Below are 26897 nucleotides of genomic sequence, written 5' to 3'. Positions count from 1 at the left end.
AGGCTGAAATGGGTCTGGTTGGCTGCATTGAACATGCTCTTCTCCTTAAGCCTTATACGTCAGCCGGGCTGATGCTCAGCCGTTCCATGCGGTACAGCAGGGTGCGCCGCGGCAAGCCCAGCTCGCGCGCGGCCTGGCTCTGGTTGCCGCGGTTCTTGCGCAGGCAGTCGAGCAGCAGGTTGCGCTCGACCCGCTCCATGCGTTCGCGCAGGTTCAGGGTGTTGTCTGCGCTGCTGCTGTCGCGGCGCAGGTTGAAGTGCTCGGGCAGCAGCTCGCCGCCTTCGCAGAGCAGCACGGCGCGCTCGACCAGCCCCTTGAGCTCGCGCACGTTGCCGGGAAAGGCATAACTGGCCAGGTGTTCCAGGGTGGTGTCGGCCCAGCGGCAGGCATCGCGCTGGAGGAAGGTGCTGGCCTTGTCGGCGAAATGCCGCGCCAGGCGCAGGATGTCTTCGGCGCGCTCGCGCAGCGGCGGCAGCTCGATGGGAAAGTGCGACAGGCGATAGAACAGGTCTTCGCGAAAGCGTCCCTCCTCGACCAGGCTGCGCAGGTCGCGGTGGGTGGCGGCGACGATGCGCACGTCGACGGTGTGCGTGTCGGTGCTACCCAGCGGGCGTACTTCGCCCTCCTGCAACACGCGGAGCAGCTTGGCTTGCAGGGCCAGCGGCATGTCGCCGATTTCGTCGAGGAACAGGGTGCCGCCATCGGCCGCATCGAACAGGCCTTTGCGGTCGCGGTCGGCGCCGGTGAAGGCGCCTTTGCGGTAGCCGAACAGCTCGCTTTCCAGCAGATTTTCCGGCAGCGAGGCGCAGTTCTGCACGATAAAGGCACTGCTGCGGCGAAAGCCGCAATCATGGATGGCGCGCGCCACCAGTTCCTTGCCGGTGCCGGTTTCGCCGGTCAGCAGCACGCTCACCGGGTTGTGCAGCACCTTGCCGATCAATTGGTAGACGCTGCGCATGCGCGGGCTGTCGCCAATCAGGCCATAACCGCTGGCGCACGGTGTGGGGATGCTGGCCACGAGCTTTTCGCTGTGTGGCGCCCGCAGGCGCTGCAACAGGTGCAGCTGGGCGATGACGAAGCCACCAAGGTGGCCGAAGGAACCGGCGAAGCCCTGTAGGTCGCGCGACAGCTGACTGGCACTGAGCAGCAGGCCGCACACGCGTTTCTGCTCGTCGAGCAGCGGCAGGCACAGCAGGCTGCGCCAGGGCTGCGCGGCATCCGGCAGGAAGCTGGTCTGGTGCAGGGTGCTGTCCAGTTCATTGAGGCTGAGCACCTGGTTCTGGCACAGGCAATATTGCAGCAGTTGTTCGCCGTCGTAGTCGCTTGGCAGGCTGGTGCTTTCGCGTGGTTGCAGCAGGCCGTTCTGCCACTCGGCGGAGAGGGTCAGGCGGGTATGTGTGTTGTCCAGCAGGTACAGCTGGCTCAGCTCGCAACCAGAGAGTTGCGCCGCGGCTTCGACCAGGCCGCCGAGCAGGCTGTCGCTATTCGCCGCGCGCGCCAGGCTGGCGAAGCGTTGCAGCAGTGCCTCGGCATAGCGCAGCGGCTGCGGCACCTGGTTGAACATCGGCGGGACCTTAAGCGAACTCACAGACCACCGCTCCTTCGCCGTCCAGGGTGGCGTGCACGCGCTGTAGGGTGTCGCCGCTGGCCATGGCCGCGAGCAGGCGATCGACCACCAGCGGTTGCAGGTGCTGGTCGATCAGGTGATCGATCAGGCGCGCGCCGCTGTCGCTGTGGCTACAGCGCTCGGCGAGGTTGGCCAGTAGCGCCGGACAGTGGCTGAACTGCAACTGGCGGCGTTGCAGGCGCTCGCCAAAGCGCGCCAGCTTGAGGCCGACCAGTTGGTTGAGCACCGCGCCATCGATCGGGTAGTACGGCACCACGCGCATCCGGCCGAGCAGCGCGGGTTTGAAGTGCTGGCTGAGGGTCGGGCGAATCGCCTGTTCCAGGTCTTCCGCCGTCGGCCGCTGGCCATCCTGGCAGAGGCTGGCGATGCGTTCGCTGGCGAGGTTGCTGGTCATCAGGATCAGCGTGTTGCGGAAGTTGATCTCGCGCCCTTCGCCGTCGTTGGCCACGCCCTTGTCGAAGATCTGATAGAAGACGTTCATCACGTCTGGATCGGCTTTTTCCACTTCATCGAGCAGCACCACCGAGTAGGGTTTCTGCCGCACGGCTTCGGTGAGCATGCCGCCCTCGCCGTAACCGACGTAGCCGGGCGGCGCGCCGATCAGCCGCGAAACCGTGTGCTTCTCCTGGAATTCGGACATGTTGATGGTGGTGAGGAAGCGCTCGCCGCCGTACAGCAGATCGGCTAGGGCCAGGGTGGTTTCGGTTTTGCCGACCCCGCTGGGGCCGACCAGCAGAAACACGCCCACCGGCGTATCGGCGCGATTGAGGCCGGCGGCGCTGGCGCGCATCGAGCGGTCGAGGGCGACGATGGCTTGCTCCTGACCGCGCACGCGCTGGCCGAGGTCGCGGGCGAAGGTCAGCACCTTGCTGTTGTGCTCACGGGCCAGTTGGCTCAGCGGCACGCCGGTCCAGTGGCTGATCACCTCGGCGACCAGGCGCGGGCAGACTTCGAAGCTGACCAGGCGCTCGGCGGCTTGGGCGCTGGCCAGTTCGATCTGTATTTCGCGCAGCTCGGCTTCCAGTTGCTCCAGGGCCAGTTGCTCTTCGTCGTCGTTCTCACCGGCAGATTGGCGAGCGCTGGCGCATTGCTTGCGCAGGTCGAGCAGGCGCTCGGCCAGCGCACGCTGCACGGCCCAGCGGGTCTCGACCTGCTCCAGTTCGGCGCGCGCCTCGCCCAGGCGACTCTCCAGCTGGGTCAGGGCGGCGGTGTCGATATTCAGGCCGGCATCCAGATCGCGGCGCAGGGCTTCGTCCTGCCGCTCGCCCTCGGCGATTTCGCCGCGCAGACGCTCCAGTGCGTCCGGTGCGGCGGCCAGGCTGATGCGTACGCGGGCGCAGGCGGTGTCCAGCACATCCACCGCTTTATCCGGCAGTTGCCGGCCGGCCAGGTAACGGGCGGACAGTTCGGCGGCGGCGACCACCGCATCGTCGCGCAGGTAGATGCCATGGCTCTTTTCATACACCGGCGCCAGGCCACGGAGGATGGTCACCGCTTCCTCGACCGTCGGCTCATGTAGCTGCACCGGCTGGAAGCGTCGAGCAAGGGCCGGGTCTTTCTCGAAGTACTTCTTGTATTCGCTCCAGGTGGTGGCGGCGATGGTGCGCAGTTCGCCGCGCGCCAGAGCCGGCTTGAGCAGGTTGGCGGCATCGCCACTGCCGGCCTGGCCGCCCGCGCCGATCAGGGTGTGGGCTTCGTCGATAAACAGGATGATTGGTTTCGGCGCGGCTTTGACTTCGTCGATCACCCCTTGCAGGCGGCGCTCGAACTCGCCTTTGACGCTGGCGCCCGCTTGCAGCAGGCCGAGGTCCAGACAGAGCAGCTCGACGCCCTTGAGCACAGCCGGCACTTCACCGTTGGCAATGCGCAGGGCCAAGCCTTCGACGATGGCGGTTTTGCCGACGCCGGCCTCGCCGACCACGATCGGGTTGTTCTTGCGCCGCCGCGCGAGGATATCGATCATCTGGCGGATCGCGCCGTCGCGGCACAGCACCGGGTCGAGCTTGCCGTCGCGCGCCTGTTGGGTGAAGTTGTGGGTAAAGCGCGACAGGTTCGATTCGCCGCCTGCGGGTTTACCCGTGGCCGCTTGCGGCTGCTGGGCCATGGCGAATTCGCGCAGGCGTTCGGCATTCAGTTTGGCCAGCAAGGGCTGGTAGTGGCTGCCGGCATAGCGCATCGGGTTGCGCAGCAGGGCGAGGATCAGCGCGGCCTGCTCGACCTGGCTCTGGCCGAGTTCGAGGCTGGCCACCAGCAGGGCGTCTTGCAGCCACTGCACCAGTTCGGTGGCGAACACCGGGTTGCGCGATTCGTTATGTTCGCCACGCGGTTGCAGGGCCCGGGCCAGCTCGCCGGCATCGACGTCGGCATCTTGCAGAGCGCGACTGAGCAGGCCGTCGGGGCGCTCCAGCAGGCCGAGCAGCAGGTCTTCGACCAGAATTTTGCTGCCGCCACGCACCACACAGCGCTCGGCGGCGTTTTCCAGGTCACGCTTGGTTTCGCCATCCAGGGCCTGGACCAGCTGTTGTAAATCGACGTTGATCATCTTCATCAATCCTTAATGAGCTTTGCTGCCGAGGGTGACCACGCCGTCGGCGTGGTCACGACCGAGCCAGCTGGTCCAGCCAAGGCGGCAGGGGTTGTCGGCGCCGATACGCAGTTCGCGGATCTCGTCCTGGCGCAGTTCGAGGCGGATGTCATAGTCCAGCGGGTCGCGCAGGGTGAAGCGCACCAGCGCGCAGAGCGGCTGGTAGCCGGTGCCGATCGGCAAGAATTCGTGGAAGCGCGTCCAACTGAGCTGGCGCACATGGATGCGGAACTTGCCGCCACGATCGCGTACCCATTCGCCGAGCACCAGGTCCTCGCCGAGGCGGCTGTTGGCCAAACCGAGGCGGTTGCGCTGCTCACCGAGAATTTCCACCTGACGCTCCAGGCATTGTTCGATAAACAGCTCGGCGTGCTTGAAGTAGTAGCGCAGCACCGACTCGATCAGCGCCGCCGAGTGGGCGCGCAGACTGAGCAGGCCGAGGTAGGGCAGCAGGCGTTTCCAGTTCAGCTCGGAGGCGCTGCGGATGGTTTTGCCGCCGAGACCGATCAGCGCAAACAGCTGCTCGGAGAAGGGGTCCAGCGCCCCGCTGTGGAAGCGCGAGTGGTAGCGGTATTTCTGCCAGATCGGCAACAGCAGGCGTTGCAGGCGGTTGTTGAACAGATCGAGGAAGTCACGGGTCGGGTTGCCGTCTTCGCTGTCGCCCAGCGCCTGCTCGCCATAGAAGGCCGGCAGTGGCGAGCCGGCCCCGAACAGGCTGACCAGGTTGATGCGCAGGCGCGCACGCAGCTCGCCGTGTTCTTCGAAGAACTGCACGCGATCGATATCGCTGCCGGGGAAACCCATGCTCGGGTTGGCCTGCAGCTCCAGCCGCTGATACAGCGCCTCCTCATCCAGCCCAGGGTGGGCGATGCGCAAGCGTTCCAGCACCAGCTGCACACCCTGGAACAGGCTGTACTCGCGGATGCCCCGGCTAAGCCGGGTAAGACCCAGCTCAAAGTCTGCGGTGCGGCGCTCAGGCGGCGTTGCCGTCTCTTGCTCGCATGCCGTTGCGCCGGGTCTCATAGCAGGGGTTGTTGCCCCATGCGCGGCGTCCATTGATATACCTCTCCCTGTGTGCTCTGCACGCGCAGCTCGTGGTACGAGTTGAGGCTGGCGTACAGGGCGAAAAATTCATTGAGTACCGAGGCGAAGAGGAACAGGTCGCCCTCGCCGACATAGCCTTCGGGGTTGATCGTCAATTGGGTGCGCACCCCGCGCACCGGCAGGCCGCGGTGCAGGCGGTCGACGTGCTGGTGACCGATGCTTTTCAGGCCGTCGAGCAGGCGTTTGCTGACCTTCTCCTGATGCTGGTCGTAGTAGCGCGGCAGGTCGTAGGTTTCCAGGATCACCTTGAGCGCCTCGACGTTGGCCAGCGACAGGTAGTTCAGCGACATGTTGCTGATCAGCTTCCAGAGGAAGTCGCGGTGCAGCGGCGGTGCATAGCTCGGCGTCACCGCGCTGATATTGCGGAAGGTGAGGAACTCCGGGGTGTCTTCGCTGGGCATGCAGATATCGCCGAGGCCCAGTTGGCGCGGCAGGTTCTGGTTGGTGCAGGTCAGCTCGATCGACAGCGTCTCGTGCTGGTCGAGGTTGCGCAGGCCGAAACTCAGGTAGGTTTCCAGGCCGTCGCCAAGCAACGAAGGCTGCTGGCGTACGCTGTAGTGCGGGCGCGCCAGGGGCACGTCGAAGCTCGGGTCGTGCTCGAAGGATTCGAACGGCACGTACTCCTCATAGCCTTTGCCGCCGGGTTTCCAGCCGGTAACGCGGTCCACCGAAAACACCCCACAATGCTGCGAATCGAGCTCGGACGGCAGCAACAGGTACTGGTCCTGCTTGCCGTCCAGGCGAATCGGGATGGCGTCGTGGGCGAACAGGTTGACCACCGGCGTGCAGTACAGGCGCACGTTGTCCAAGCTCGGACGGATGCGCTGCACCCCGGCTTTCTGGATCTCGAAGCGCAGCTCCAGGCCGCGGGCCTGCTTGAGCAACTCTTCGGGTAGGCGTTTGAGCGCCTCCAGGCCCTTGATGTCGACGAACAGGAACTTGTCCTGGAAGGCGAAGTATTCCTGTAGGTAGCGATAACCGCGGAAGGTGTTCAGCGGATAGGGGATCAAGGCTTCGTCTTCGGCAAAGCCGACCGGCTGCACCTGCTCGGTGCCCAGTTGCAGCGGTCGAAGCGCTTCTCCCTGGGCATCTTTCAGCGGCGTGCCGTCGTCGCCCAGGAGCACCAGTTGGAGGCTGTCCAGGTGGCGCAGCAGGCCAAGGTAGAGCAGCTGGCTGATATAGCGCTCGCCCGCCAGGTGCAGCCGCAGCTGCTTGAGGTTCAGCTCGCCGAGGTGGCCATCGGCGCTCATCGCCAGGCGCAGGCTGAGCAATGCGCCGTCGCCCTTGACCGAATACTCCAGACCGCTCAACGCCAGTGGCAACACCTCGGTGGCAAACGCGGTGCGGAAGCGGCAGGTGACGCCCTGGATCGGTTTGGACTCCACCGGCGTATTGCGTGGCACCGACAGCGCTGGGCCAGGGCGTTTCAGCGGATCGAACTGCAACATGCTGAACGCCGGCAGCGGGCGCATATAGTTCGGCCACAGCAGGTGCATCAGCGAGTGGGTCAGCTCCGGCAGCTCGTCGTCGAGCTTCTGCCGCAGGCGGCCGGTGAGAAAGGCGAAGCCTTCCAGCAGACGCTCGACATCCGGGTCGCGCCCGCTCTGCCCAAGAAACGGCGCCAACGCCGGGCTGCGCTCGGCGAAGCGCTTGCCCAAGTGGCGCAGGGCGGTGAGTTCGCTTTGGTAGTAGTGGTTAAAAGACATCAGGCCTCATTCCTTGAGTGTGAAATTGGCACTTCTTTGCGCCGCAATAGGAAAAGCGGTGCTGTCGTTATAAAAGTCGCAATTAATGCTGGCGTGTAAAAAGCTAATAAACCGTTGCTAATGATTGAATTGAAGCGTCCCCAAAAAGTAAAAACTAAAGTCGTCAACGTACTCGTTAATGCCCAGCATATAGAAAAGGTAACTACGCGTAGCCAGGATTTTGTAACTCTTCTGAGAGCGATAACAACAAGAAAAAGTGCCAGAGATAGAATTGGCAGGTTGGCTGTGCATATGAAAAATACAAATTCAAGAAATGGGACGCTCTGCTCTGTCATGTCGGCCTACTTTTTATGTTTTCTAAGTAAGTAAGTGCGGGTCATTATTTTCTTTGATATGACCCCTGGCAGTTCTTGACTGTCTCCTGAATATTTTGTGCGTTGGATGGGTGATGCTGTTATGTACATAAATTAATGCTCTGAGCTGGCAGTCTGAAAAAACATTGCGTAAATAACAAAGACAGCCATTGAAAATATGTAGCCAACTAAAAATATATATGGTGAGAAGGCAACCCATAACAAGGCCATGGCAATGCCAGACATATCACCCATCACAACATGAGCCAATCCATAGATCACCCATGGCACACCGTAGAATGGAATAAAAATAATAGGTGCCCACCAAATAAGACGCGCTGTAGCTGCCTCTGATTTTTTCTTGATATACCTAGTAGCCCATATTGCGAAAGCTGGATAAGCGATAATTCCGAATGAAAGTCCATAAGTCAGGAGAATGTCATCAAGGCTTTGTGGGCCACGGAGCATAGACTCCAGCAATGGTAGCGACACAAGAAAAACGGCAGGCGTCCAAATGGCAATCTGGAAAAACCTGTAAACAGTTAGGCTCATTGATTTGCTCTCGACTTATTGGGCATAGGCTCTTGCCATGGCCACATCCATCGCTCGGCACTGGGGTCGAGAGTTAGGAAGAATTCGTTCCACACGGCAATTGTATGGAATTCGAGCTTTTCTTTATTTTGTTGTCTGCGCTTCAGTTCGTTTGCAATAAGGCCGTTAAAGTTACCATTGTCGTCGAGGCCGATTCGTATGGCAGAAGCTATCATCGGATACTTTTTATCTCCCCAGAGGGAGAATAAAGCCGCACCTTTGCGTACATGTATACCCAGAAAAATCGCAGTGCCTGCTGGGTCGACAATAAAAGCTTCACAATTCGGGAAGCCGTCACCACTCACATAGGTGACGATATCCATATGTTTGGATACGCGATCAATAGTGATAACGAACTTGTAACTAACGTCTAGACTGGGGACAAATGTCACGCCTAGATTTTCCTTCAATTCAGCAGACGGAAAAAATGCATGGTTCTCACCTGCATATCCTCCGTCGATATGCAGTGTCGTAACTGGGCCGTCTTCCTTTCTTAAAACTGGCCAAGCATCGCCCTTGGGCTTTAGAACTCCATCATATCGAGTGTGATTGCCGCTAATTTTTCCGGAATCATTCGATTCGGTTCCTACGTCAAGTGCTTTACCGGAGAGAGCATCCACCTTGAAACGATGCCAGATTCGTGACGTGACCTCTGCCCCAACTTCTCCAGAGACACCACTTGCTCTCAGAGAAAAACCACGGGCATCACCTTCAAAATTTAAACCGCTCCAGCCAAAAGTCTTGCCTGGATGAAATGAGCGAATGTTTAGCTCATAGCGAGCAAGCTTTGCCAGCTTCAGGTTAACGACCTGCCCAGTACGCTGGGTTGACGGTGTGGAGTTGGCACGTTTCAGGGCTGCATCAGGCATGAGCGACACCGTTTGGCTGTAGCAGTGAAATGGTCAGCTCCTGACGCTGTTTGCCCGTGTTGATGACAGTTGTCTTGCCTTCGCTATCTGTGATGCCCTCATGCACTTCGCCAGATGCAGTGACAATGCGGTAGCCATAGTTGGCTATAGGGTTCCCGCTATCGTCCTGAATAACAAAAAACTCGTCGAAGAAGCCCGGAAGACCAAGAGGCTCAATAAATGGCGCAGGCGAGTGAGCGGTCCCAATCAATACTGTCCCCGAACCCGCAGTTACCGGATTGCCATGACTACCCACGGTGCCGAGCACGGTGGCTGGCTTGCCGTTGATCAGCACGGTGGGAATCACCGCGCCGGCCATGGCGCCGCCGCAGGCGGAAGGGTCGCCCATGCGCGCGGCCGGCAGGTTGTCGAACAGCACGTCGGGGGAGCCGGCGACAATCGGGTTACTGCCGTGGCCGGGGATCGGGCAGGCGGTGGGGTCACTGACGCGGGCGGCGGGTTTACCGGACATCCTTATCGCTCCTCAATGAACTTTCACTTGTCCGCTGCCATCCAGGCTTGCGGAGAAACTCACTTGGCGCTTGAAACCTTCGACTTGCAGCAGGCCTTCGATGGCAAAGGCCAGGCTCAGCGGGTCGTGGTCGCGAGGCAGGGAAATCACCCGCACTTCGGTCAAGCGTGGTTCGTACGCTTCGATAAAGCGTTCGATGGCGATACGCGCCTGCTGCAGCGAATCGTGCAGCGACAGGCGCATATCGTTGAGATCGGGCAACCCGTAGTCGGGCAGCGTTTGCACGCTACCCGCCCGGGTGCTGAGCATTTTCGCCAGGTGGGTAGCCACCGACGCCATGGCGGCGACCTCGCGGCTCCAGCCAGCGCGCTGGCTGGCTTCACCGCCGAGGCGTTCGAATAGGCTTCCGTAACCTGACATAAGGATGCTTATTCCTTGTCCAGCTTGCCGACCAAGGACAGGGTGAAATCGGCACCCATGTACTTGAAGTGCGGGCGCACGTTGAGGCTGACGCGGTACCAGCCCGGCTCACCATCCACATCGCTGACGATCACTTGAGCGGCGCGCAGCGGACGACGGCTACGTACTTCGGAGCTGGGGTTTTCCTGGTCGGCAACGAACTGGCGAATCCACTTGTTGAGCTCCTGTTCGAGGTCGGTGCGCTCTTTCCACGCGCCGATCTGCTCGCGCTGCAGCACTTTCAGGTAGTGGGCCAGGCGGTTGACGATGAACAGGTAGGGCAGCTGGGTGCCGAGCTTGTAGTTCAGTTCGGCGGTCTTGCCTTCTTCGCTGATGCCGAAGAACTTCGGCTTCTGCGCCGAGTTGGCGGAGAAGAACGCGGCGTTGTCGCTGCCTTTGCGCATGGTCAGGGCGATAAAGCCTTCTTCGGCCAGCTCGTATTCACGACGGTCGGAGACCAGCACTTCGGTGGGGATCTTGGTTTCGATCTCGCCCATGCTTTCGAAGTGGTGCAGCGGCAGGTCTTCCACCGCGCCACCGCTTTGCGGGCCGATGATGTTCGGGCACCAGCGGAACTTGGCGAAGCTGTCGGTCAGTTTGCTGGCGAAGGTGTAGGCAGTGTTGCCCCACAGGTAGTGCTCGTGGCTGTTGGCGACGTTCTCTTTGTAGACGAAGGTCTTTACCGGGTTGTCTTCCGGATCGTAGGGGTTGCGCAACAGGAAGCGCGGTACGGTGAGGCCGACGTAGCGGGCGTCTTCCTGCTCGCGGAAGCTCTGCCACTTGGCGAATTGCGGGCCTTCGAAGTGATCTTTCAGATCCTTCAGGTCCGGCAGGCCGGTGAAGCTTTCCAGGCCGAAGAATTTCGGACCGGCAGCGGCGATAAATGGCGCGTGGGACATGGTGGCGACACTGGCCACGTATTGCAGGGTCTTGACGTCCGGCGCGCTCGGGTCGAAGAAGTAGTTGGCGATCAGCGCGCCGACCGGCTGGCCACCGAACTGGCCGTATTCGGCGGTGTAGATGTGCTTGTACAGGCCGGACTGGGTGATTTCCGGGCTGTCTTCGAAGTCATCGAGCAGGTCCTGCTTGGAGGCGTTGATGATCTCCAGCTTGATGTTTTCGCGGAAGTTGGTGCGGTCCACCAGCAGCTTGAGGCCGCGCCAGGAGGATTCCAGGGCCTGGAATTCCGGGTTGTGGAGGATTTCGTCCATCTGCCGGCTGAGCTTGGCGTCGATCTCCGCGATCATGCGGTCGACCATGGCCTTTTTCACCGGCTCATTTTCGTTCTGCGGCTTCAGCAACTCTTCGATAAAGGCCGACACGCCACGCTTGGCGATGTCATAGGCTTCGTCGTCCGGAGTCAGTTTGGTCTCGGCGATGATGCGGTCGAGAATGCCGAGTTCGGCGGCGCTACGGCCGCCTTCCACTGCTGCGCTAGTGCTCATGAATTAGCTTCCTTGTTAATTGAGATCAGGAGTCCAGCTTGGCTTGGGCAGCCAGGCCGAGTTCGCCGAGTACGCGGTCCCGCGAGTCGTCGTCGGCCAGCACGCTTTCGATCGCCTTGCGGAAGGCTGGGGCGTTGCCCAGTGGGCCTTTGAGGGCTACCAGGGCGTCGCGCAGTTCCATCAGCTTCTGCAGCTCGGGCACTTGCTCGACCAGGTTGGCCGGGTTGAAGTCCTTCATCGAGTTGATGCGCAGCTGCACCGCCATGTCGTCGCCTTCGGCGTCGTCCTGCAGACGATTAGGGACGGCGAACGTCAGGTTGAGTTCCTGCTTGGCCAGCACTTCGTCGAAGCTGTTCTTGTCGATGCTGATCGGCTTGCGGTCTTCGATCTTGCGATCATCGGCGCGCTGGGTGAAATCACCCAGAACCATCAGTTTCAGCGGCAGTTCGATCTCTTCCTGAGCACCACCGGTGGCAGGTTTGAAGGTGACGTTGATGCGTTCCTTGGGGGCTACCGAGCCTTCTTTGGCCATGGTCTTTCTCCGTTACGGTTATGGCCCGAGGGCCTAGTTGCGCGGTCGCGCCTTACTCCAGTACCACTTCAAGATCGAGGTGGCACAACCTGCGGTAGATCTCTTCCTTGCTTTCACGTACGGCGTGGTTCTGCGGCAACAGCTCGCAGCAGCTGTGCAGCATGCGCAGTACATCCAGGGCGAGATCGGGTTCCCAGTCGCTTAGGCCGGTGGCTTGCAGCGTCTGGTCGAGCGAGTCGAGCTGGGTCTTGGCCAGTTCGTATTTCTTGGCGCTGAAGCACAGGCGCGCCAGGGTCAGTTGCCAGAAGAAACGTTCGCGGCCGCCGCGTGCCTTGCCCAGGCCTTGCTTGAGTTGTTGCACGGCGGCTTTCAGGCCGTCCTTGCGCAGTTTCGGCAGGACTTCCTGCAAGGCGATGTCCCAGGCTGGCTGGCTGCCGCTTTCATTGGCCACTGGGGTGTTTTCGCTGACCGGCGCGTGCAGGTGTGGCATCACGTGGGCGCTCAGCCAGGCGCGGGTCTGCGCATCGGCGAAGGCGCTGCCGTCGTGGTAGCGCAGTTCCTCCAGGCCGTGCATGCGTTGCAGGAACAGGGTGAGTTGGATTTCCACTTCGCGCATTGCCTGTTCTGCTTCCAGGCCTTGCAGGCATTGCCAGACCAAGTGCTGGCCGTCGAGCCAGAAGGGCGCACGGGCGATGCTGGCCTCCAGGTCGACCAGCAGGTCGGCGTACTGGCCGTTCTGGTAGCGTTCCTGATAGCTGGCCAGCTTGTCGGCGGGCAGGCCGCGCAGGGCGGTGATCTGTTCGGCGTTGCGTTCCGGCAGGCTGTCGATGGGTAGCCACAACAAGGTGCGGGCCAGGCGCAGCGCGCGCAGGTCGCTGGCTTTCTGCTTGAGCCAATAGGCGCACAGCGGCCGCGCCTGGTCTTGCAGGCTGCGCAGGCTCTTGTGCGCTTCTTTTTCGCTTTCTACCGGGGCGCCGGGGGTGAGCATCTGGCTGGCAGCCTGCTTGACCTGGGCAATCGCCGCGCCGACCGAGCCTGGCTCCGGCTGGCCTTGGCTGGCGCGTTTGACCAGTTCGTCCAGGCGCCGGCACAACGGCAGCAGCAGCGGGGCATCGGTGCCCAGGTGGGCCGACAGGCAGGTTTCCAGGGCGCGCAGTTGTTCGGCCAGACTGCGGAACAGCGCCAGTTGCTCGCCAATCGGCACATGCTCGGCCAGTGCCTGTTCCAGGCGTGGCAGCAACCAGCTGATGGCAGCGGCGCGGGTGCGCGACTTGCGTGGGTGCAGTTCGTTCCAGTGGTTGAGGCAGAGGTAGTGCAGCAGGCTCAAGCCGGCTTGCAGGCCAGCGAAGGATTCGCGTTGATACAGGCCCCAGATCAGCCAGGCGGCAACGCGTAAATCCTTGGAGTGGGCGCTGAGCAGGGTTTCGCTGTTTTCGCGGACTTTCTGCCAGTCGATCGCGGCGGTTTCATGCAGCGCGGTGGCCTTGCCCAGCTCGTTTTCCAGGACTTCATATTCGCTGGAGTAACGCATGTCGCTGCCGGCAAAGTCCCCTTCGTTAATAGGGAGTTTGGCCAGCGCTAAATAATGAGCAGTGAGTTTGTTGGCGTAGGTCATTCCATGACTCAATTGTTGAATCCGACAATTCGAGAGTAAGTGGCGCTATATAAGCAGGCACTTTAAATTGTCTGAGTTGCGCAACTTGTTGCGCACATCAATGTGCAACAAGTTGCGCAAAATCCTTATGAGGTGGGCATCCTAGTCCCATGGTTGGTAGTGGGCAACCATTGAAAGTGTGAAATGTGTAACAGCAGGGAATATTTGTCGACGCATTAATGGGACGATGGTTCCCATTAATTTTGCGGACTATTTCGCAAGTCTTAGTGTGCTTAAAAGATGTAGGAAGTTTTATTGCTGACGTGTAAGAGATAACTTACTGGCAAACTAGTGGCGCATCACATAAGTGTGGAGGTATTGGTCGTTTTATGTGATCGACGCCCGGTTTTACGGTGTTTGATTGTGGCAAGCGAATGGTTGGGCGGCGGAGCGTCCGGCGGGTCCAGGAGTAGGCCGCCAGACGTACATCGATAGTGCTCGTTCAGTTCAATACCGGTTCCGACCACAGGCTGACGCTGAGGGTGTGCTGGCTGCCGGGTGCCAGCAACAGTGTGTCATCGAGCACGTTGGCGTGTTCGATGCACAGCATGCGCTGCCAGGCCGTGTCGGCGAATTGCGAGAGGCGTTGGGCCTTGGCGATCCATGGGTTCCACAGCACGGCCGAGCCTGAGCCGCTGCTGCGCAGCAGGATGCGGCGCTGCCAGGCAGGATCAAGGATGCTCATGTGTGCCGGCGTTTCCAGGTAAATGCGGTCGGTTTCGCCCTGAAAACCCAGCGGGCCACTCTGCTGGCGGGTCTGCCAGTTTTCCAGGGTTTCGATGTAGCGGCAGCCCTCCAGGCCTTCGACGTGCACCTGGCGGATGTCGCTGACGGCGAAATAGCTGTGCAGCGCCTGACTGATGGCTAGCGCCGTGGTGCCAAGGTTGCGGCTGCACAGGTCAAGGTTGAGGTGGCTATCCAGGCGGATGCGCAGGCTCAGTTCGGCCGCATGCGGCCAGTCGGGCAGCGCTTGCTCGGTGCTGTTGTAGGTGAATTCGAGGTTGACCCCGTCGTCCTGGCTGTCGATGCCGCGCAACTGCCAATCGATGCCGCGCACCAGGCCATGTGCCGGCGCCTGCGTGGGTTGTCGATGCATGGCTTGTACCGCGGCTGGATTGCGTTGCAGGTCGCCGAACCAGGGCCAGCACACCGGCACACCGCCGCGTACGCTTTGCCCGCGCTGGTACGCCGCCTGCTCGCTCAGCCAGATCAGTGGCGGTTGGTTATCGCGTTGGTAGCTGAGTAGCTGAGCGCCTTGCTGGGCAATCAGCAGTTCGGCATCGGCATGGCGGACGCGCCAACAGGTGAGCCCGTCCAGCTCGATGCGTTCAACATGGGAAGTGGCCATCGGCGTGCTCTATTGCGGGTGAGGGTACTCACCATTGGACCGCAGCTTGGCCGGCAGTCCAAGGGGCAGATAGCAAAACGCCCGTCACCAGGACGGGCGTTTTGCTGAGGTGCGGCGGTGTTACTTGCCGTACACCTGCTCCGGTAGCCAGGTGATCAGCCCTGGGAACTGGTAGGCGATGACCAGCAGCAACAGCTGGATCAGGATAAACGGCACCACGCCCTTATAGATGGTGCTGGTGGGTACCGACGCGGGCGTGACCCCGCGCAAATAGAACAGCGCGAAGCCGAACGGTGGGGTGAGGAAGGATGTTTGCAGGTTCAGCGCGATCATCACGCCCAGCCACACCGGGTCCAGACCCATGGCCAGCAATACCGGGCCGACAATCGGTACCACCACGAAGGTGATCTCGATGAAGTCGAGGATAAAGCCGAGCAGGAAGATCACCAGCATCACCAGGAAGAACGCACCGAGTACGCCGCCAGGCAATTGTGCGAATACGTCCTCGATCATCGCTTCGCCGCCGAAGCCGCGGAACACCAGGGAAAACAGCGAGGCACCGATCAGGATCATGAAGACCATGGCGGTGATTTCGGTGGTGCCGTAGGCCACTTGACGCAGTTGGCCGAAGTTCAGCTTGCCCTTGTAGAAGGCCAGCAGCATGGCGCCCAGCGCGCCGAGAGCGGCGGCTTCGGTCGGTGTGGCGTAACCGGCGAGGATCGAACCGAGTACTGCGCCGATCAGCAGCAGTGGTGGCACCAGCGCGTTGATCAGTTTGTCCCATTCGATCGGGCCGAGCTCCTCCTGCGGCAGTGCCGGCAATTTCTTCGGCTGGAAGATCGCCACGCCGATGATGTAAAGGATATACATGCCAACCAGCATCAGGCCGGGGATCAGCGCGCCGACGAACAGGTCGCCGACCGAGACGGTCTTTGGCGAGAAGATGCCCATCTTCAGTTGCGCTTGCTGATAGGCGCTGGACATCACGTCGCCCAACAGCACCAGCACGATCGATGGCGGAATGATCTGCCCGAGGGTGCCGGTGGCCGCCAGGGTGCCGGTGGCGATGGCCGGGTCGTAACCACGCCGGAGCATGGTGGGCAGGGCCAGCAGACCCATGGTCACCACGGTGGCGCCGACGATACCGGTGCTGGCGGCGAGCAGCGCGCCGACCACGCATACGGAAATCGCCAGACCGCCGCGCAGGGTGCCGAACAGCCGCGACATGGATTCCAGCAGGTCTTCGGCGACCCTGGATTTCTCCAGCATCACGCCCATAAACACGAACAGAGGCACCGCCAGCATGGTCTGGTTGTTCATGATGCCGAATAACCGGTTGGGCAGAGCGCTCAGGTAACCGGCATCGAAGGTGTTGGTGAGAATGCCGATACCGGCGAACAGCAGGGATACGCCACCGAGGGTGAAGGCCACCGGGTAGCCGGCCATCAGCGCCAAGCAAATGCTGGCGAACAACAGAATTGCCATTAACTCAGCCATGTTTCACCTCAGGCTCGGGCAGGCGACCGGCGAGCATATATGCGGATTTAATTAGGTCGGAAATGCCTTGCAGTACCAGGCTGATCACCAGCACCAAGATGATGCTTTTTTGCAGGTAGACAAACTTCAGGCCACCGGATTCGCTGGAACCTTCGAAGGTTGCCCAGGAGTTCCCGACGTAATCCCAGCTGCTCCAGCCGAGGAACAGGCACAGTGGCAAGAGAAACAGCAGGGTGCCGAGGCTATCCACCAGGGCTTGGCGGCGCCCGCTGAACTTCTGGTAGAAGATGTCCACGCGCACATGCGCGTTACGTTGCAGGGTCCAGGCCGCGGCGCCCATGAATACCAGGGCGTGGGCGTACAGTACGGCTTCTTGCAGGGCGGTAGCGCCGATGCCGAAGCCGTAGCGCAGCACGACCACTAGTGCGGTGCCGAGCACCAGGAACAGGGTCAGCCAGGCGCAGGCCTGACCGAAGCGGGTATTCAGCGCATCGATGAAATGCGCAATGCTTAATGGAAGTGGAGACTTGTCGGACATGTCGAGTCCTTATCGTTATGGGTGAGGATGGCAGGCAAGCCGGCGATTTTAGGCAGGCCAGGGTTGTCGCAGCAATGCCACTACAACTTTAGTCGTATCTACTAGGCTTGAGGGTCACTTCCCCCTATGTTACTCAGGCATAGTTTGCCTACAGCGATCCTGTGGTCAGACCAATACAACAAGAAGGAGCATTGCATGAAACGTCGTCAAATTCTCGCAGCAGCGGGCGTAGGTCTTGCCGCCACCGCATTGGCCGGCTGCAACAAAGAGGCTGAAACCGCCGCCAAGCCTCAAGAGGGTGCGGGTGGGGAGACCTTTAACTGGAAGATGGTCACCTCCTGGCCGAAGAACTTCCCTGGTGTAGGCGTAGGGGCCGAGCGCTTCGCCACGCTGGTCAATGAGATGAGCAATGGCCGTCTGAAGGTCAAGGTCTATGCCGCTGGCGAGCTGGTGCCGGCGCTGGAAGTGTTCGATGCAGTCTCCCGCGGCACCGCCGAAATGGGTCATGGCGCGCCGTACTACTGGAAAGGCAAAGTGCCGGCCGCACAGTTCTTCTGCGCGCTGCCATTCGGCCCGAATGCTCAGGAAATGAACGCCTGGCTGCACCGTGGGGGCGGTATGCAGCTGTGGGAAGAAGTCTACAAGCCGTTCGGCGTGCTGCCGATGGCCTGCGGCGCGACGGGCGTGCAGACCGCTGGCTGGTTCAACAAGGAAATCAACGGGGTCGACGACTTCAAGGGCCTGAAGATGCGTACCCCGGGTCTGGGCGGCGAAGTGCTGACCAAGATGGGCGGTACTGTGGTCAACATGCCGGCCGGTGAAATCTTCACCGCGCTGCAAACCGGTGCGATCGACGCCACCGAGTGGATCGGTCCGTACAACGACCAGGCGCTGGGCCTGCACAAAGCGGCCAAGTACTACTACACCCCAGGCTGGCAAGAGCCGAACGTGACCTTCGAACTGGACGTCAACATCAAGGCTTGGGAAACCCTGCCAGCCGACTTGCAGGCCATCGTTCGTGCCGCCGCTCGCGACGTCAACGGCGACATGCTCGACGATTACAACGCGCGCAACATGGAAGCCCTGGAGCAGCTCAAGGGTGAAGGTGTCGACGTGCGCCGTCTGCCGGACGACGTGCTGACCAAGCTCAAGGAAGTGGCTGCCGAAGTGGTCGACGCCAGCGCGGCGGCCGATCCGGTGGCAACCAAGGTGTGGGCACAGCAGAAGGCTTACATGCAGCGCCTGTACGACTATGCCGAGATGAACGAGAAAGACATCTACAACATCCGCGGCTGATTCTTAGCGCACAGCAAAACGCCGGCCCTAGGGCCGGCGTTTTTGTCTCTGCGTTTCAGTATCCAGCTGAAACCCCGTCCTACCGCCGCGCAGGAACCGGGCGAGTGCGACCGCTGCCGTCGATGGCGACGAAGACGAACACTGCTTCGGTGACCTTGCGCCATTCGCTGGACAGCGGGTCGTCGCTCCACACCTCGACCAGCATCTGGATCGAGCTGCGACCGACTTCCAGTGCCTGGGTGTAGAAGGACAATTGCGCGCCGACGGCGACAGGCACCAGGAAGGCCATGCGATCGATCGCGACCGTCGCGACGCGTCCGCCGGCCACTTTGCTGGCCATAGCGGTGCCGGCGAGGTCCATTTGCGCGACCAGCCAGCCGCCAAAAATATCGCCGAAACCATTGGTTTCACGCGGCAGCGCGGTGATCTGCAGGGCTAAGTCGCCTTGGGGAATCGGGTCATCCTGTTCGAAGTCGTTCATCTGATTACGGCTCGCGGCGCGGTTGTTGTTGTAGGCGCGGCGCAGACCGTTGAAAAAGGTAACGAGCAAAGGCGAGGCAAGGCGAGATCAGGCGAGGACGCGGAGTGTACGAGTTGTACATGAGCCGTCTGGGTCTGATTTCAACGCGGCATAGCCGAGCACAGTAGTTTTTCAGTGGCCTGCGGGCCCGCAAGGGTGCGGGTTTCGCGAGTATACCGACTGAACGGTCGCTGGGCGACCATGGCGCTTTGCCGCTAGCGCTGCGTAGGCATTGTTGCCGCGGCGCGCACAAAGTCGCCGGCGGTCATGTAACTGTCACATTGATTTCATAGATTGGTCACGTGGCCTACAGATACTTGGCCCCGTTCTATCCAACACTAATTCTGCTAGGAGCAAGGCATGAAACTTAAGCGTTTGATGGCGGCCATGACTTTTGTCGCCGCTGGCGTGGCCACCGCCACTGCGGTCGCCGCGATCGATCCGGCTCTGCCGACCTATGAAAAGACCTCGGGCGTTTCGGGCAACCTGTCCAGCGTCGGTTCCGACTCGCTGGCCAACCTGATGACCCTGTGGGCTGAAGAATTCAAGCGCAGCTACCCGAACGTCAATATCCAGATCCAGGCTGCCGGTTCCTCCACCGCGCCACCGGCAATGACCGAAGGCACTGCCAACATGGGCCCGATGAGCCGCGCCATGAAGGACAGCGAGATTCAGGCGTTCGAACAGAAATACGGTTACAAGCCGACGGCCGTTCCGGTGGCCATCGATGCCCTGGCGGTATTCGTGCACAAGGACAACCCGATCAAGAGCCTGTCGATCGAGCAAGTGGATGCGATCTTCTCCAGCACCCGCCTGTGCGGTGGCGCCAGCGACATGAAAACCTGGGGTGACGTTGGTCTGACCGGCGAGTGGGCGGCCAAGCCGTTGCAGCTGTTCGGCCGTAACTCGGTTTCCGGCACCTACGGTTACTTCAAGGAAGAAGCCCTGTGCAAAGGCGACTTCAAATCCAACGTCAACGAGCAGCCGGGTTCGGCTTCCGTGGTGCAGTCGATCTCCAGCACCCTGAATGCTATCGGTTACTCGGGTATCGGCTACAAGACCTCCAGCGTGAAGGCTGTGCCGCTGTCGAAGAAAGGCGGCGAAGCGTTTGAAGCCAACGAAGAAAACGCCCTGGCTGGCAAGTTCCCGCTGGCACGTTTCTTCTACGTCTACGTGAACAAGGCGCCGAACAAAGCCCTGAGCCCGCTGGATGCCGAGTTCATCAAGCTGGTGCTGTCCAAGCAAGGCCAGGAAGTGGTCGTTAAAGACGGTTACATCCCGCTGCCGAGCAAAGTGGTTGAGAAAACCATGAAGGAACTGGGCCTGTAAGCCTCTGGTAATACCGGCAGGGACGCCACAGTAAGCCGCCACGCCCGCCTCTTTTTAGAGGTGGGCGTTGCTTTGTCAACGTGCTGTAACTTTTCTGTCACACAAGCTGACTACAGTACACAGCCTGTGCAACGAACGAAAACACGGCGCGCTCATGGCCGCGCAGAGACGCTCTTACTATGAATGACCTGGCAAGTGAAACCATGACCGCCACTCCCAAATCCCTCGGGCTGGACTTCAATACTCCGGCCTTGCAGCGCAAGCGGCGCATACGTGCGCTGAAAGACCGACTGGCACGCTGGTGTGTGTCCATCGGCGGCATGACGGTGCTGGGCGCCATCACGCTGATCTTCTTCTACCTGGCCTACATCGTGTTCCCGATGTTCCAGGGCGCCGGTCTCGACAGCCGCGATCCGGTGCAGCCGGCCTGGCTGGCAGAGGCCGGCAAGCCGCTGTTGATGGCGGTGGAAGAGCAGAACCAAGTGGCCATGCGCCTCGACGCGCGCGGGCAGGTGCAGTTCTTCGATGCCAAGAGCATGGCGCTGCTGAGCGCGGTCACTCTGCCGCTGCCGGCGAATGCCCAGGTGGCTTCCGTCGGGCTCGATCAGCCGGGCAGCAATCGGGTGGCCTTGGGCTTGTCCACCGGCCAGGTGCTGGTGTTCGAGCATGCTTATCCGGTCAGTTACCCGAACGACGTCAAAACCATTACCCCGCGCATTAATTATCCGTTTGGCGAGGCGCCGATCAGCCTGGATCCGCAGGGTCGGGCGCTGGACCATGTCGGCATCAACCTGAACAGCGGCACGCTGCTGCTGAGCGCCTCCAGCGGTACCGACCTGCACGTGCTGAGCCTCGGCCGCGAAGAGAACATGATGACCGGCGAGGTCACGCTCAACGAAGAGCGCATCGCCTTGCCGCAGATCGCCGAACCGATCAAGGCCTTGATCGTCGATCCGCGTCAGCAGTGGTTGTACGTGATCAACGGGCGTGCCACGGCGGATGTGTTCAGCCTGCGCACCAAAGAGCTGAATGGGCGCTACAAGCTGCTCAACGACGGCGCCAGCGAAGTCAGCAGCGCCACTGCGTTGCTCGGCGGCATCTCCTTGATGATCGGCGACAGCAAGGGCGGCATCGCGCAGTGGTTCATGGTGCGCGACGACGATGGCAAGCAGTACCTGAAGTCCATCCGCAGCTTCCAGATGGCCGGCAACGCGATTACCCAGATCATCCCCGAAGAACGTCGCAAAGGCTTCATGGCCTTGGATGCACAAGGTAACCTGGGGATTTTCCACAGCACCGCACACCGCACCTTGTTGGTCGAGCCGATTGCCGATGGGGCTGCGTTGGCGGGCCTGTCGCCGCGCGCCAACCGCGTGCTGGTCGAATCGCAAGGGCAGCTGCAGCGTCTGTTGGTCGACAACCCGCACCCGGAAGTGTCCTGGAGTTCGCTGTGGGGCAAGGTCTGGTATGAAAACTACGACCAGCCGGACTACATCTGGCAGTCGACGTCCGCCAACACCGATGCCGAGCCCAAGCTGAGTCTCGCGCCGCTGGCCTTCGGCACCCTGAAAGCGGCGTTCTACGCCATGCTGCTGGCGGCGCCGTTGGCGATTGCCGCGGCCATCTACACCGCCTACTTCATGGCGCCGGCCATGCGCGGCAAGATCAAACCGGTGATCGAGCTGATGGAGGCTTTGCCGACGGTGATCCTCGGCTTCTTTGCCGGCCTGTTCCTCGCGCCCTATGTCGAAGGGCATCTGCCGGGCATCTTCAGCCTGCTGATCTTCACCCCGATCGGCATTCTGCTGGCCGGCTTCGCCTGGAGCCGCCTGCCGGAAGCGATTCGCCTGCGGGTGCCGGACGGCTGGGAAGCTGCGTTGCTGATCCCGGTGATCCTGCTGGTCGGTTTCGTCTCCCTGAGCATGAGCGGCCACCTGGAAGTCTGGTTGTTCGACGGCAACATGCGGGCCTGGTTGAGCAACGACCTGGGCATCCCGTTCGACCAGCGCAACGCCCTGGTGGTCGGTCTGGCCATGGGTTTCGCGGTGATTCCGAACATCTACTCGATTGCCGAAGATGCCGTGTTCAGCGTGCCGAAAAGCCTGACCTTCGGTTCCCTGGCTCTCGGGGCAACGCCTTGGCAGACCCTGACTCGGGTGGTCATCCTCACCGCCAGCCCAGGCATCTTCTCGGCCGTGATGATCGGCATGGGCCGCGCCGTGGGCGAAACCATGATCGTGCTGATGGCCACCGGCAACACCGCGATCATGGACATGAACATCTTTGAAGGTCTGCGCACCCTGGCCGCCAACGTGGCGGTGGAAATGCCCGAGTCGGCGGTCGGCGGTACTCACTACCGCGTGCTGTTCCTCTCGGCGCTGGTTCTGCTGTCCTTCACCTTCGTCATGAACACGCTCGCGGAGCTGGTGCGCCAGCGTCTGCGCGTCAAGTACGCGTCGCTCTAAGGCTTTGGAAGGTATATGTCCGTGAAAAAGAATTCCGTAAAAGCCTGGTTCAAAAGCGGTTCGCCGTGGATCTGGATGAACGCCGGTGCGGTGTCCATCGCGGTGATCATGACCCTCGGTCTGCTGGCGGTGATCGCCACCCGCGGTCTCGGTCACTTCTGGCCCGCCGATATCATCGAAGCCGACTACCGGGTGCCTGGTCAGGAAGCCAAGGTGATGGCGGGCGAGATCACCCAGATCGAAGAGATCCCGCGTGCGCGCCTGGCGGCGTCCGGCTTGCCGGTGAGCGCCGAGGGCGGCGAGTTCATGACCCGCGAGCTGTTCAAAGTGGGTAACCGCGACCTCTACGGCGCTGACTTCACCTGGGTGGTCGGCGAGTGGTTGAGCAACCAGCGCACGCCGGAAACGCTCAGCGCATTCGAGCGCCGCGAGTGGGGCAACCTCTATGGCTACCTGATCAACGTCAAGGAAAACGGCCAGCTGGTCGCCGAGGGCGATGCCGCATGGGATGCCTTGCAGGAGCGTCTGGCGCGGGTCGACGAGCTGCATGCCCAGGTCGTGCGCCTGGAGAAGAAGGACATTGGCCGGATCAACGCCGGGCTTGAGCGCATTCGTCTGCAAACCCGCAGCCTGGAGCTGCAGGGTACGCTGAGTGCGCAGGCGCAAGCCGATCTGGACGCCGATCGCGCCCAGTGGGATGCCGAGTACAAGGTGCTGGAAACCCAGTTGGTGGCGCTCTACGAGGCCTTCAACCGCGACAGCGCCACGGTCAAGACCGCCGACGGCCGCGAGGTTGAGCTGAGCCTGGGCAAGGTGGTGCGCGCCTTCCAGCCCAATGCCATGGGCACGTTCGACAAGCTCGGCTTCTACTTTGCCAAATTGTGGGAGTTCGTCAGCGACGACCCGCGTGAAGCCAACACCGAAGGCGGGATCTTCCCAGCGATTTTCGGCACCGTGATGATGACCCTGATCATGGCCGTGATCGTTACCCCGTTCGGCGTGATCGCTGCGATCTACCTGCGCGAATACGCCAAACAAGGGCCGTTGACCCGGGTGATCCGCATCGCGGTGAACAACCTGGCTGGCGTCCCGGCCATTGTTTACGGGGTGTTCGGCTTGGGCTTCTTCGTCTATGTGCTGGGCGGCTCGATCGACCGGTTGTTCTTCCCCGAGGCCGCGCCGGCACCGACCTTCGGTACGCCGGGCCTGCTCTGGGCCTCGCTGACCCTGGCGATCCTCGCGGTGCCGGTGGTGATCGTCGCCACCGAAGAAGGCCTGGCGCGGATTCCCCGGGCGCTGCGCGAAGGTTCCCTGGCGCTCGGTGCGACCAAGATCGAAACGCTCTGGCGCGTGGTGCTGCCGATGGCCAGCCCGGCGATGATGACCGGCCTGATCCTCGCCGTGGCGCGTGCCGCCGGCGAAGTGGCGCCGCTGATGCTGGTCGGCGTGGTCAAGTTGGCGCCGAGCTTGCCGGTGGACGGCAACTACCCGTACCTGCACCTCGATCAGAAGATCATGCACCTGGGCTTCCATATCTACGACGTCGGCTTCCAGAGCCCCAACGTCGAGGCCGCGCGGCCGCTGGTGTACGCCACAGCGCTGCTGCTGGTGCTGGTGATCGCGATTTTGAACCTCACCGCGGTCTACATGCGTAACCGCTTGCGCGAGAAGTACAAGGCGCTGGATCACTAAATCCTTGGCGTCGGCTGCTACTGTGGCAGCCGGCGTGATAAACGAATTGTTAGCGTAGGGAGCATCCCATGCAGCACGAAGCACACACTCACGGCATCGACATCTCGGCCCTCGGCCGCGACAAGCAGAGCCTCAACCTGGCCTCGGAAACCGTGGCCATCCAGGTGCCGAGCCTGAACCTGTTCTACGGCGACAAGCAGGCGCTGTTCGACGTCAGCCTGAACATTCCCAAGCAACGCGTGACCGCCTTCATCGGCCCGTCCGGTTGCGGTAAGTCGACCCTGCTGCGCACCTTCAACCGGATGAACGACCTGGTCGACGGTTGCCGCGTGGAAGGCGAAATCAACATCGACGGCAAGAACATCTACCGCAAGGGCGAAGACGTCGCCGAATTGCGTCGCCGCGTCGGCATGGTGTTCCAGAAGCCCAACCCGTTCCCCAAGAGCATCTACGAGAACGTGGTCTATGGCCTGCGCATCCAGGGCATCAACCAGAAGCGCGTGCTCGACGAAGCCGTGGAATGGGGCCTGAAGAGCGCGGCGCTGTGGGATGAGGTCAAGGACCGTCTGCACGAATCGGCGCTCGGTTTGTCCGGTGGTCAGCAGCAACGTCTGGTGATCGCCCGCACCGTGGCGGTGCAGCCGGAAGTGCTGCTGCTCGATGAACCCTGCTCGGCCCTCGACCCGATCTCCACGCTGAAGGTCGAAGAGCTGATCTACGAGTTGAAATCCAAGTACACCATCGTCATCGTCACCCACAACATGCAGCAAGCCGCGCGGGTGTCGGACTACACGGCGTTCATGTACATGGGCAAACTGATCGAGTTCGGCGATACCGACGCGCTGTTCACCAACCCGGCGAAAAAGCAGACAGAGGACTACATCACCGGCCGCTACGGTTGATGGCCATGCCAGAACGCGCCGGGCGGCGTTGGCCAAGCGTGCTGCCTGCGCTTCGCCGCCTTGCCCGACACGCTCTGGCAGAACCCCTCCACTGTCGACACGTATCCGGTTAAATCAAGGGTTTGCACATGATCAACAAAGACAGCCTCACCCATCACATCTCTCAGCAGTTCAACGCCGAGCTGGAGGAAGTGCGCAGCCACCTCCTGGCGATGGGCGGCCTGGTCGAGAAGCAGGTCAACGACGCGGTCACTTCGCTGATCGAGGCCGACTCCGGTCTGGCCCAGCAGGTGCGCGAGATCGACGACCAGATCAACCAGATGGAGCGCAATATCGACGAGGAGTGCGTGCGCATCCTCGCCCGGCGCCAGCCGGCGGCGTCCGATCTGCGCCTGATCATCAGCATCTCCAAGTCGGTGATCGACCTTGAGCGCATCGGCGACGAAGCGACCAAGATCGCCAAGCGCGCGATCCTCCTGTGCGAGGAAGGCGAAGCGCCGCGTGGCTACGTCGAAGTGCGGCATATCGGCGATCAGGTACGCAAAATGGTGCAGCAGGCGCTGGATGCCTTCGCCCGTTTCGATGCCGACCTGGCGCTGTCGGTGGCGCAGTACGACAAGACCGTCGACCGCGAATACAAAACCGCGCTGCGCGAGCTGGTCACCTACATGATGGAAGACCCGCGCTCGATCGCACGCGTGCTCAACATCATCTGGGCTTTGCGTTCGCTGGAGCGCATCGGCGACCACGCGCGCAACATCGCCGAGCTGGTGATCTACCTGGTACGCGGCACCGACGTGAAGCACATCGGCCTGACCCGCATGCAGGAAGAAGTGCAGGGCACCGGCAAAGACCGCTAAGCCCCAGGCTACTTCGGCCCACCTTGTCGGGCCGTTCGCCGTTTAGGGTTGGCCTTTGGCCAGCAGCCGCGACTATGCTTAGGGCCATTCGAATGGGAGTGGCCGATGAGCAAAGTCAGCGTGTTGGTGGTGGACGACGCAACCTTTATCCGAGACCTGGTAAAAAAGGGCCTGCGCGATCATTTCCCCGGCGTGCAAATCGAGGAAGCCATCAACGGGCGCAAGGCCCAGCAGCTGCTTGGCCGGCAAACCATCGACCTGATTCTCTGCGACTGGGAAATGCCGGAAATGTCCGGGCTCGAACTGCTCAGTTGGTGCCGCGAGCAGGACAACCTGAAAAGCGTGCCGTTCATCATGGTCACCAGCCGTGGTGACAAAGACAACGTGGTGCAGGCGATTCAGGCTGGCGTCTCCGACTTTATCGGCAAGCCGTTTTCCAACGAGCAATTGGTGACCAAGGTGAAAAAAGCCTTGAGCCGCGCCGGCAAGTTGCAAGCCCTGGCCGCCAGCGCGCCCCCCAAGATGCTCAGCAGCGGCGCCTTCGCCAATGACTCGTTGTCGGCACTCACCGGCGGCAAGACCGCCGTTGTCAAGCCCAGTGCGCCCGCTGCGACAGTGCCTGCGGCCTTTGCAGCGAAACCGGCAGCGGCCGCCGCGCCGGCTAAGGCACCGGCCGGGCGCGGGCAAGGCCAGCTGCGCCTGCCGGCCGGCAATATGGCGTGTGTGATCAAGGCCCTGAGCCTCAAGGAAGCCTTGCTGGTGGTCAAACGCGGCGAACCCTTGCCGCAGGTGCTGGAAAGCGCGGTGCTTGACCTGGAGCAGGGCGAGGGCGGCGAGGTGGCGCGGCTCAACGGCTACCTGCATGCGGTTGCCGCCTTCGAGCCGAAACCCGACAGCGAATGGTTGCAGCTGACCTTTCGCTTCGTCGACCGTGATCCGCAGAAGCTCGATTACCTGTCGCGCCTGATCGCCCGCGGCACCGTGCAGAAGCACTTCAGCCCGGGCGCTTAGCGAG

22 protein-coding genes are annotated in these 26897 nt (G+C 61.5%); 7 read left to right on the top strand and 15 right to left on the bottom strand.

All coding sequences use genetic code 11. The features are described 5' to 3' along the window. Positions 1-52: 52 nt before the first annotated feature. The 14 genes from B3M58_RS08315 to B3M58_RS08250 form a co-directional block, all read right to left on the bottom strand. On the bottom strand, positions 53-1564 hold the full coding sequence (locus B3M58_RS08315; RefSeq protein WP_296218259.1) for a sigma-54 interaction domain-containing protein: 1512 nt from the start codon (positions 1562-1564) through the stop codon (positions 53-55). 10 nt (positions 1565-1574) lie between these two features. Beyond that, complete coding sequence (gene tssH / locus B3M58_RS08310) at positions 1575-4175, bottom strand: type VI secretion system ATPase TssH (protein WP_296218254.1); 2601 nt, start codon at positions 4173-4175, stop codon at positions 1575-1577. Positions 4176-4181: 6 nt separating this feature from the next. Further along, entirely contained in the window at positions 4182-5267 is a 1086-nt protein-coding gene (tssG, locus tag B3M58_RS08305; RefSeq protein ID WP_414704065.1) for a type VI secretion system baseplate subunit TssG, read from the bottom strand. Further along, a complete protein-coding gene (gene tssF, locus B3M58_RS08300; protein ID WP_296218251.1) occupies positions 5231-7021 on the bottom strand; it encodes a type VI secretion system baseplate subunit TssF in 1791 nt (596 codons plus the stop codon). The genes tssG and tssF overlap by 37 nt, the downstream gene beginning before the upstream one ends. Positions 7022-7488: 467 nt before the next feature. Continuing rightward, on the bottom strand, positions 7489-7926 hold the full coding sequence (locus tag B3M58_RS08295; RefSeq protein ID WP_296218250.1) for a hypothetical protein: 438 nt from the start codon (positions 7924-7926) through the stop codon (positions 7489-7491). After that, positions 7923-8834, bottom strand: coding sequence for a hypothetical protein (locus B3M58_RS08290; RefSeq protein WP_296218249.1), 912 nt, complete (start codon positions 8832-8834; stop codon positions 7923-7925). Before B3M58_RS08290 ends, B3M58_RS08295 begins: the two co-directional genes overlap by 4 nt. Next, on the bottom strand, positions 8827-9345 hold the full coding sequence (locus tag B3M58_RS08285) for a PAAR domain-containing protein (protein WP_296218247.1): 519 nt from the start codon (positions 9343-9345) through the stop codon (positions 8827-8829). Before B3M58_RS08285 ends, B3M58_RS08290 begins: the two co-directional genes overlap by 8 nt. 12 nt (positions 9346-9357) lie before the next feature. Beyond that, positions 9358-9765 carry a type VI secretion system baseplate subunit TssE gene (tssE, locus tag B3M58_RS08280; protein ID WP_296218246.1) on the bottom strand — a complete coding sequence of 136 codons (408 nt, stop codon included), beginning with the start codon at positions 9763-9765 and terminating at the stop codon, positions 9358-9360. An 8-nt stretch (positions 9766-9773) separates the two neighbouring features. Beyond that, on the bottom strand, positions 9774-11249 hold the full coding sequence (gene tssC, locus B3M58_RS08275) for a type VI secretion system contractile sheath large subunit (protein ID WP_296218244.1): 1476 nt from the start codon (positions 11247-11249) through the stop codon (positions 9774-9776). A gap of 25 nt (positions 11250-11274) precedes the next feature. Beyond that, positions 11275-11781, bottom strand: a complete 507-nt coding sequence (gene tssB, locus B3M58_RS08270; protein WP_296218242.1) for a type VI secretion system contractile sheath small subunit — start codon at positions 11779-11781, stop codon at positions 11275-11277. Positions 11782-11833: 52 nt separating this feature from the next. Beyond that, complete coding sequence (gene tssA, locus B3M58_RS08265) at positions 11834-13396, bottom strand: type VI secretion system protein TssA (RefSeq protein ID WP_296218240.1); 1563 nt, start codon at positions 13394-13396, stop codon at positions 11834-11836. A 481-nt stretch (positions 13397-13877) separates the two neighbouring features. Then, entirely contained in the window at positions 13878-14783 is a 906-nt protein-coding gene (locus tag B3M58_RS08260) for a D-hexose-6-phosphate mutarotase (protein WP_296218239.1), read from the bottom strand. 120 nt (positions 14784-14903) lie between these two features. Beyond that, the gene (locus B3M58_RS08255; protein ID WP_296218237.1) at positions 14904-16280 is read right to left on the bottom strand and encodes a TRAP transporter large permease; all 1377 of its coding nucleotides are present in this window, start codon (positions 16278-16280) and stop codon (positions 14904-14906) included. Further along, the gene (locus tag B3M58_RS08250) at positions 16273-16818 is read right to left on the bottom strand and encodes a TRAP transporter small permease subunit (RefSeq protein ID WP_296218235.1); all 546 of its coding nucleotides are present in this window, start codon (positions 16816-16818) and stop codon (positions 16273-16275) included. The genes B3M58_RS08255 and B3M58_RS08250 overlap by 8 nt, the downstream gene beginning before the upstream one ends. A 195-nt stretch (positions 16819-17013) precedes the next feature. On the opposite strand from B3M58_RS08250, the gene B3M58_RS08245 reads away from it, so the two are divergent. After that, positions 17014-18114 carry a TRAP transporter substrate-binding protein gene (locus B3M58_RS08245; protein WP_296218234.1) on the top strand — a complete coding sequence of 367 codons (1101 nt, stop codon included), beginning with the start codon at positions 17014-17016 and terminating at the stop codon, positions 18112-18114. Positions 18115-18193: 79 nt separating this feature from the next. Here the strand turns inward: B3M58_RS08245 and B3M58_RS08240 are convergent, their stop codons facing one another. Further along, the gene (locus tag B3M58_RS08240; RefSeq protein WP_296218258.1) at positions 18194-18595 is read right to left on the bottom strand and encodes an acyl-CoA thioesterase; all 402 of its coding nucleotides are present in this window, start codon (positions 18593-18595) and stop codon (positions 18194-18196) included. Positions 18596-18994: 399 nt separating this feature from the next. On the opposite strand from B3M58_RS08240, the gene B3M58_RS08235 reads away from it, so the two are divergent. From B3M58_RS08235 to B3M58_RS08210, 6 genes are all read left to right on the top strand, one after another. Then, positions 18995-19963 carry a PstS family phosphate ABC transporter substrate-binding protein gene (locus B3M58_RS08235; RefSeq protein ID WP_296218232.1) on the top strand — a complete coding sequence of 323 codons (969 nt, stop codon included), beginning with the start codon at positions 18995-18997 and terminating at the stop codon, positions 19961-19963. Between the two features lie 179 nt (positions 19964-20142). Further along, positions 20143-22428 (top strand): ABC transporter permease subunit, encoded by a 2286-nt coding sequence (locus B3M58_RS08230; RefSeq protein ID WP_296218230.1) that lies wholly within the window; start codon positions 20143-20145, stop codon positions 22426-22428. Positions 22429-22443: 15 nt separating this feature from the next. Then, complete coding sequence (pstA, locus tag B3M58_RS08225; RefSeq protein WP_296218228.1) at positions 22444-24120, top strand: phosphate ABC transporter permease PstA; 1677 nt, start codon at positions 22444-22446, stop codon at positions 24118-24120. A 68-nt stretch (positions 24121-24188) separates the two neighbouring features. Then, on the top strand, positions 24189-25022 hold the full coding sequence (pstB, locus tag B3M58_RS08220; RefSeq protein WP_296218226.1) for a phosphate ABC transporter ATP-binding protein PstB: 834 nt from the start codon (positions 24189-24191) through the stop codon (positions 25020-25022). Positions 25023-25150: 128 nt separating this feature from the next. Next, a complete protein-coding gene (gene phoU, locus B3M58_RS08215; RefSeq protein WP_296218224.1) occupies positions 25151-25882 on the top strand; it encodes a phosphate signaling complex protein PhoU in 732 nt (243 codons plus the stop codon). A 105-nt stretch (positions 25883-25987) separates the two neighbouring features. Next, positions 25988-26893, top strand: coding sequence for a response regulator (locus tag B3M58_RS08210; RefSeq protein WP_296218223.1), 906 nt, complete (start codon positions 25988-25990; stop codon positions 26891-26893). Positions 26894-26897: the final 4 nt, after the last annotated feature.

The organism is Pseudomonas sp. UBA2684 (assembly GCA_002354655.1).
In the GTDB taxonomy this organism is placed as follows: Bacteria; Pseudomonadota; Gammaproteobacteria; order Pseudomonadales; family Pseudomonadaceae; genus Aquipseudomonas.
Note: the sequence above shows the minus strand (reverse complement) of the source record. Positions and strands in the feature narration are given on the sequence as shown.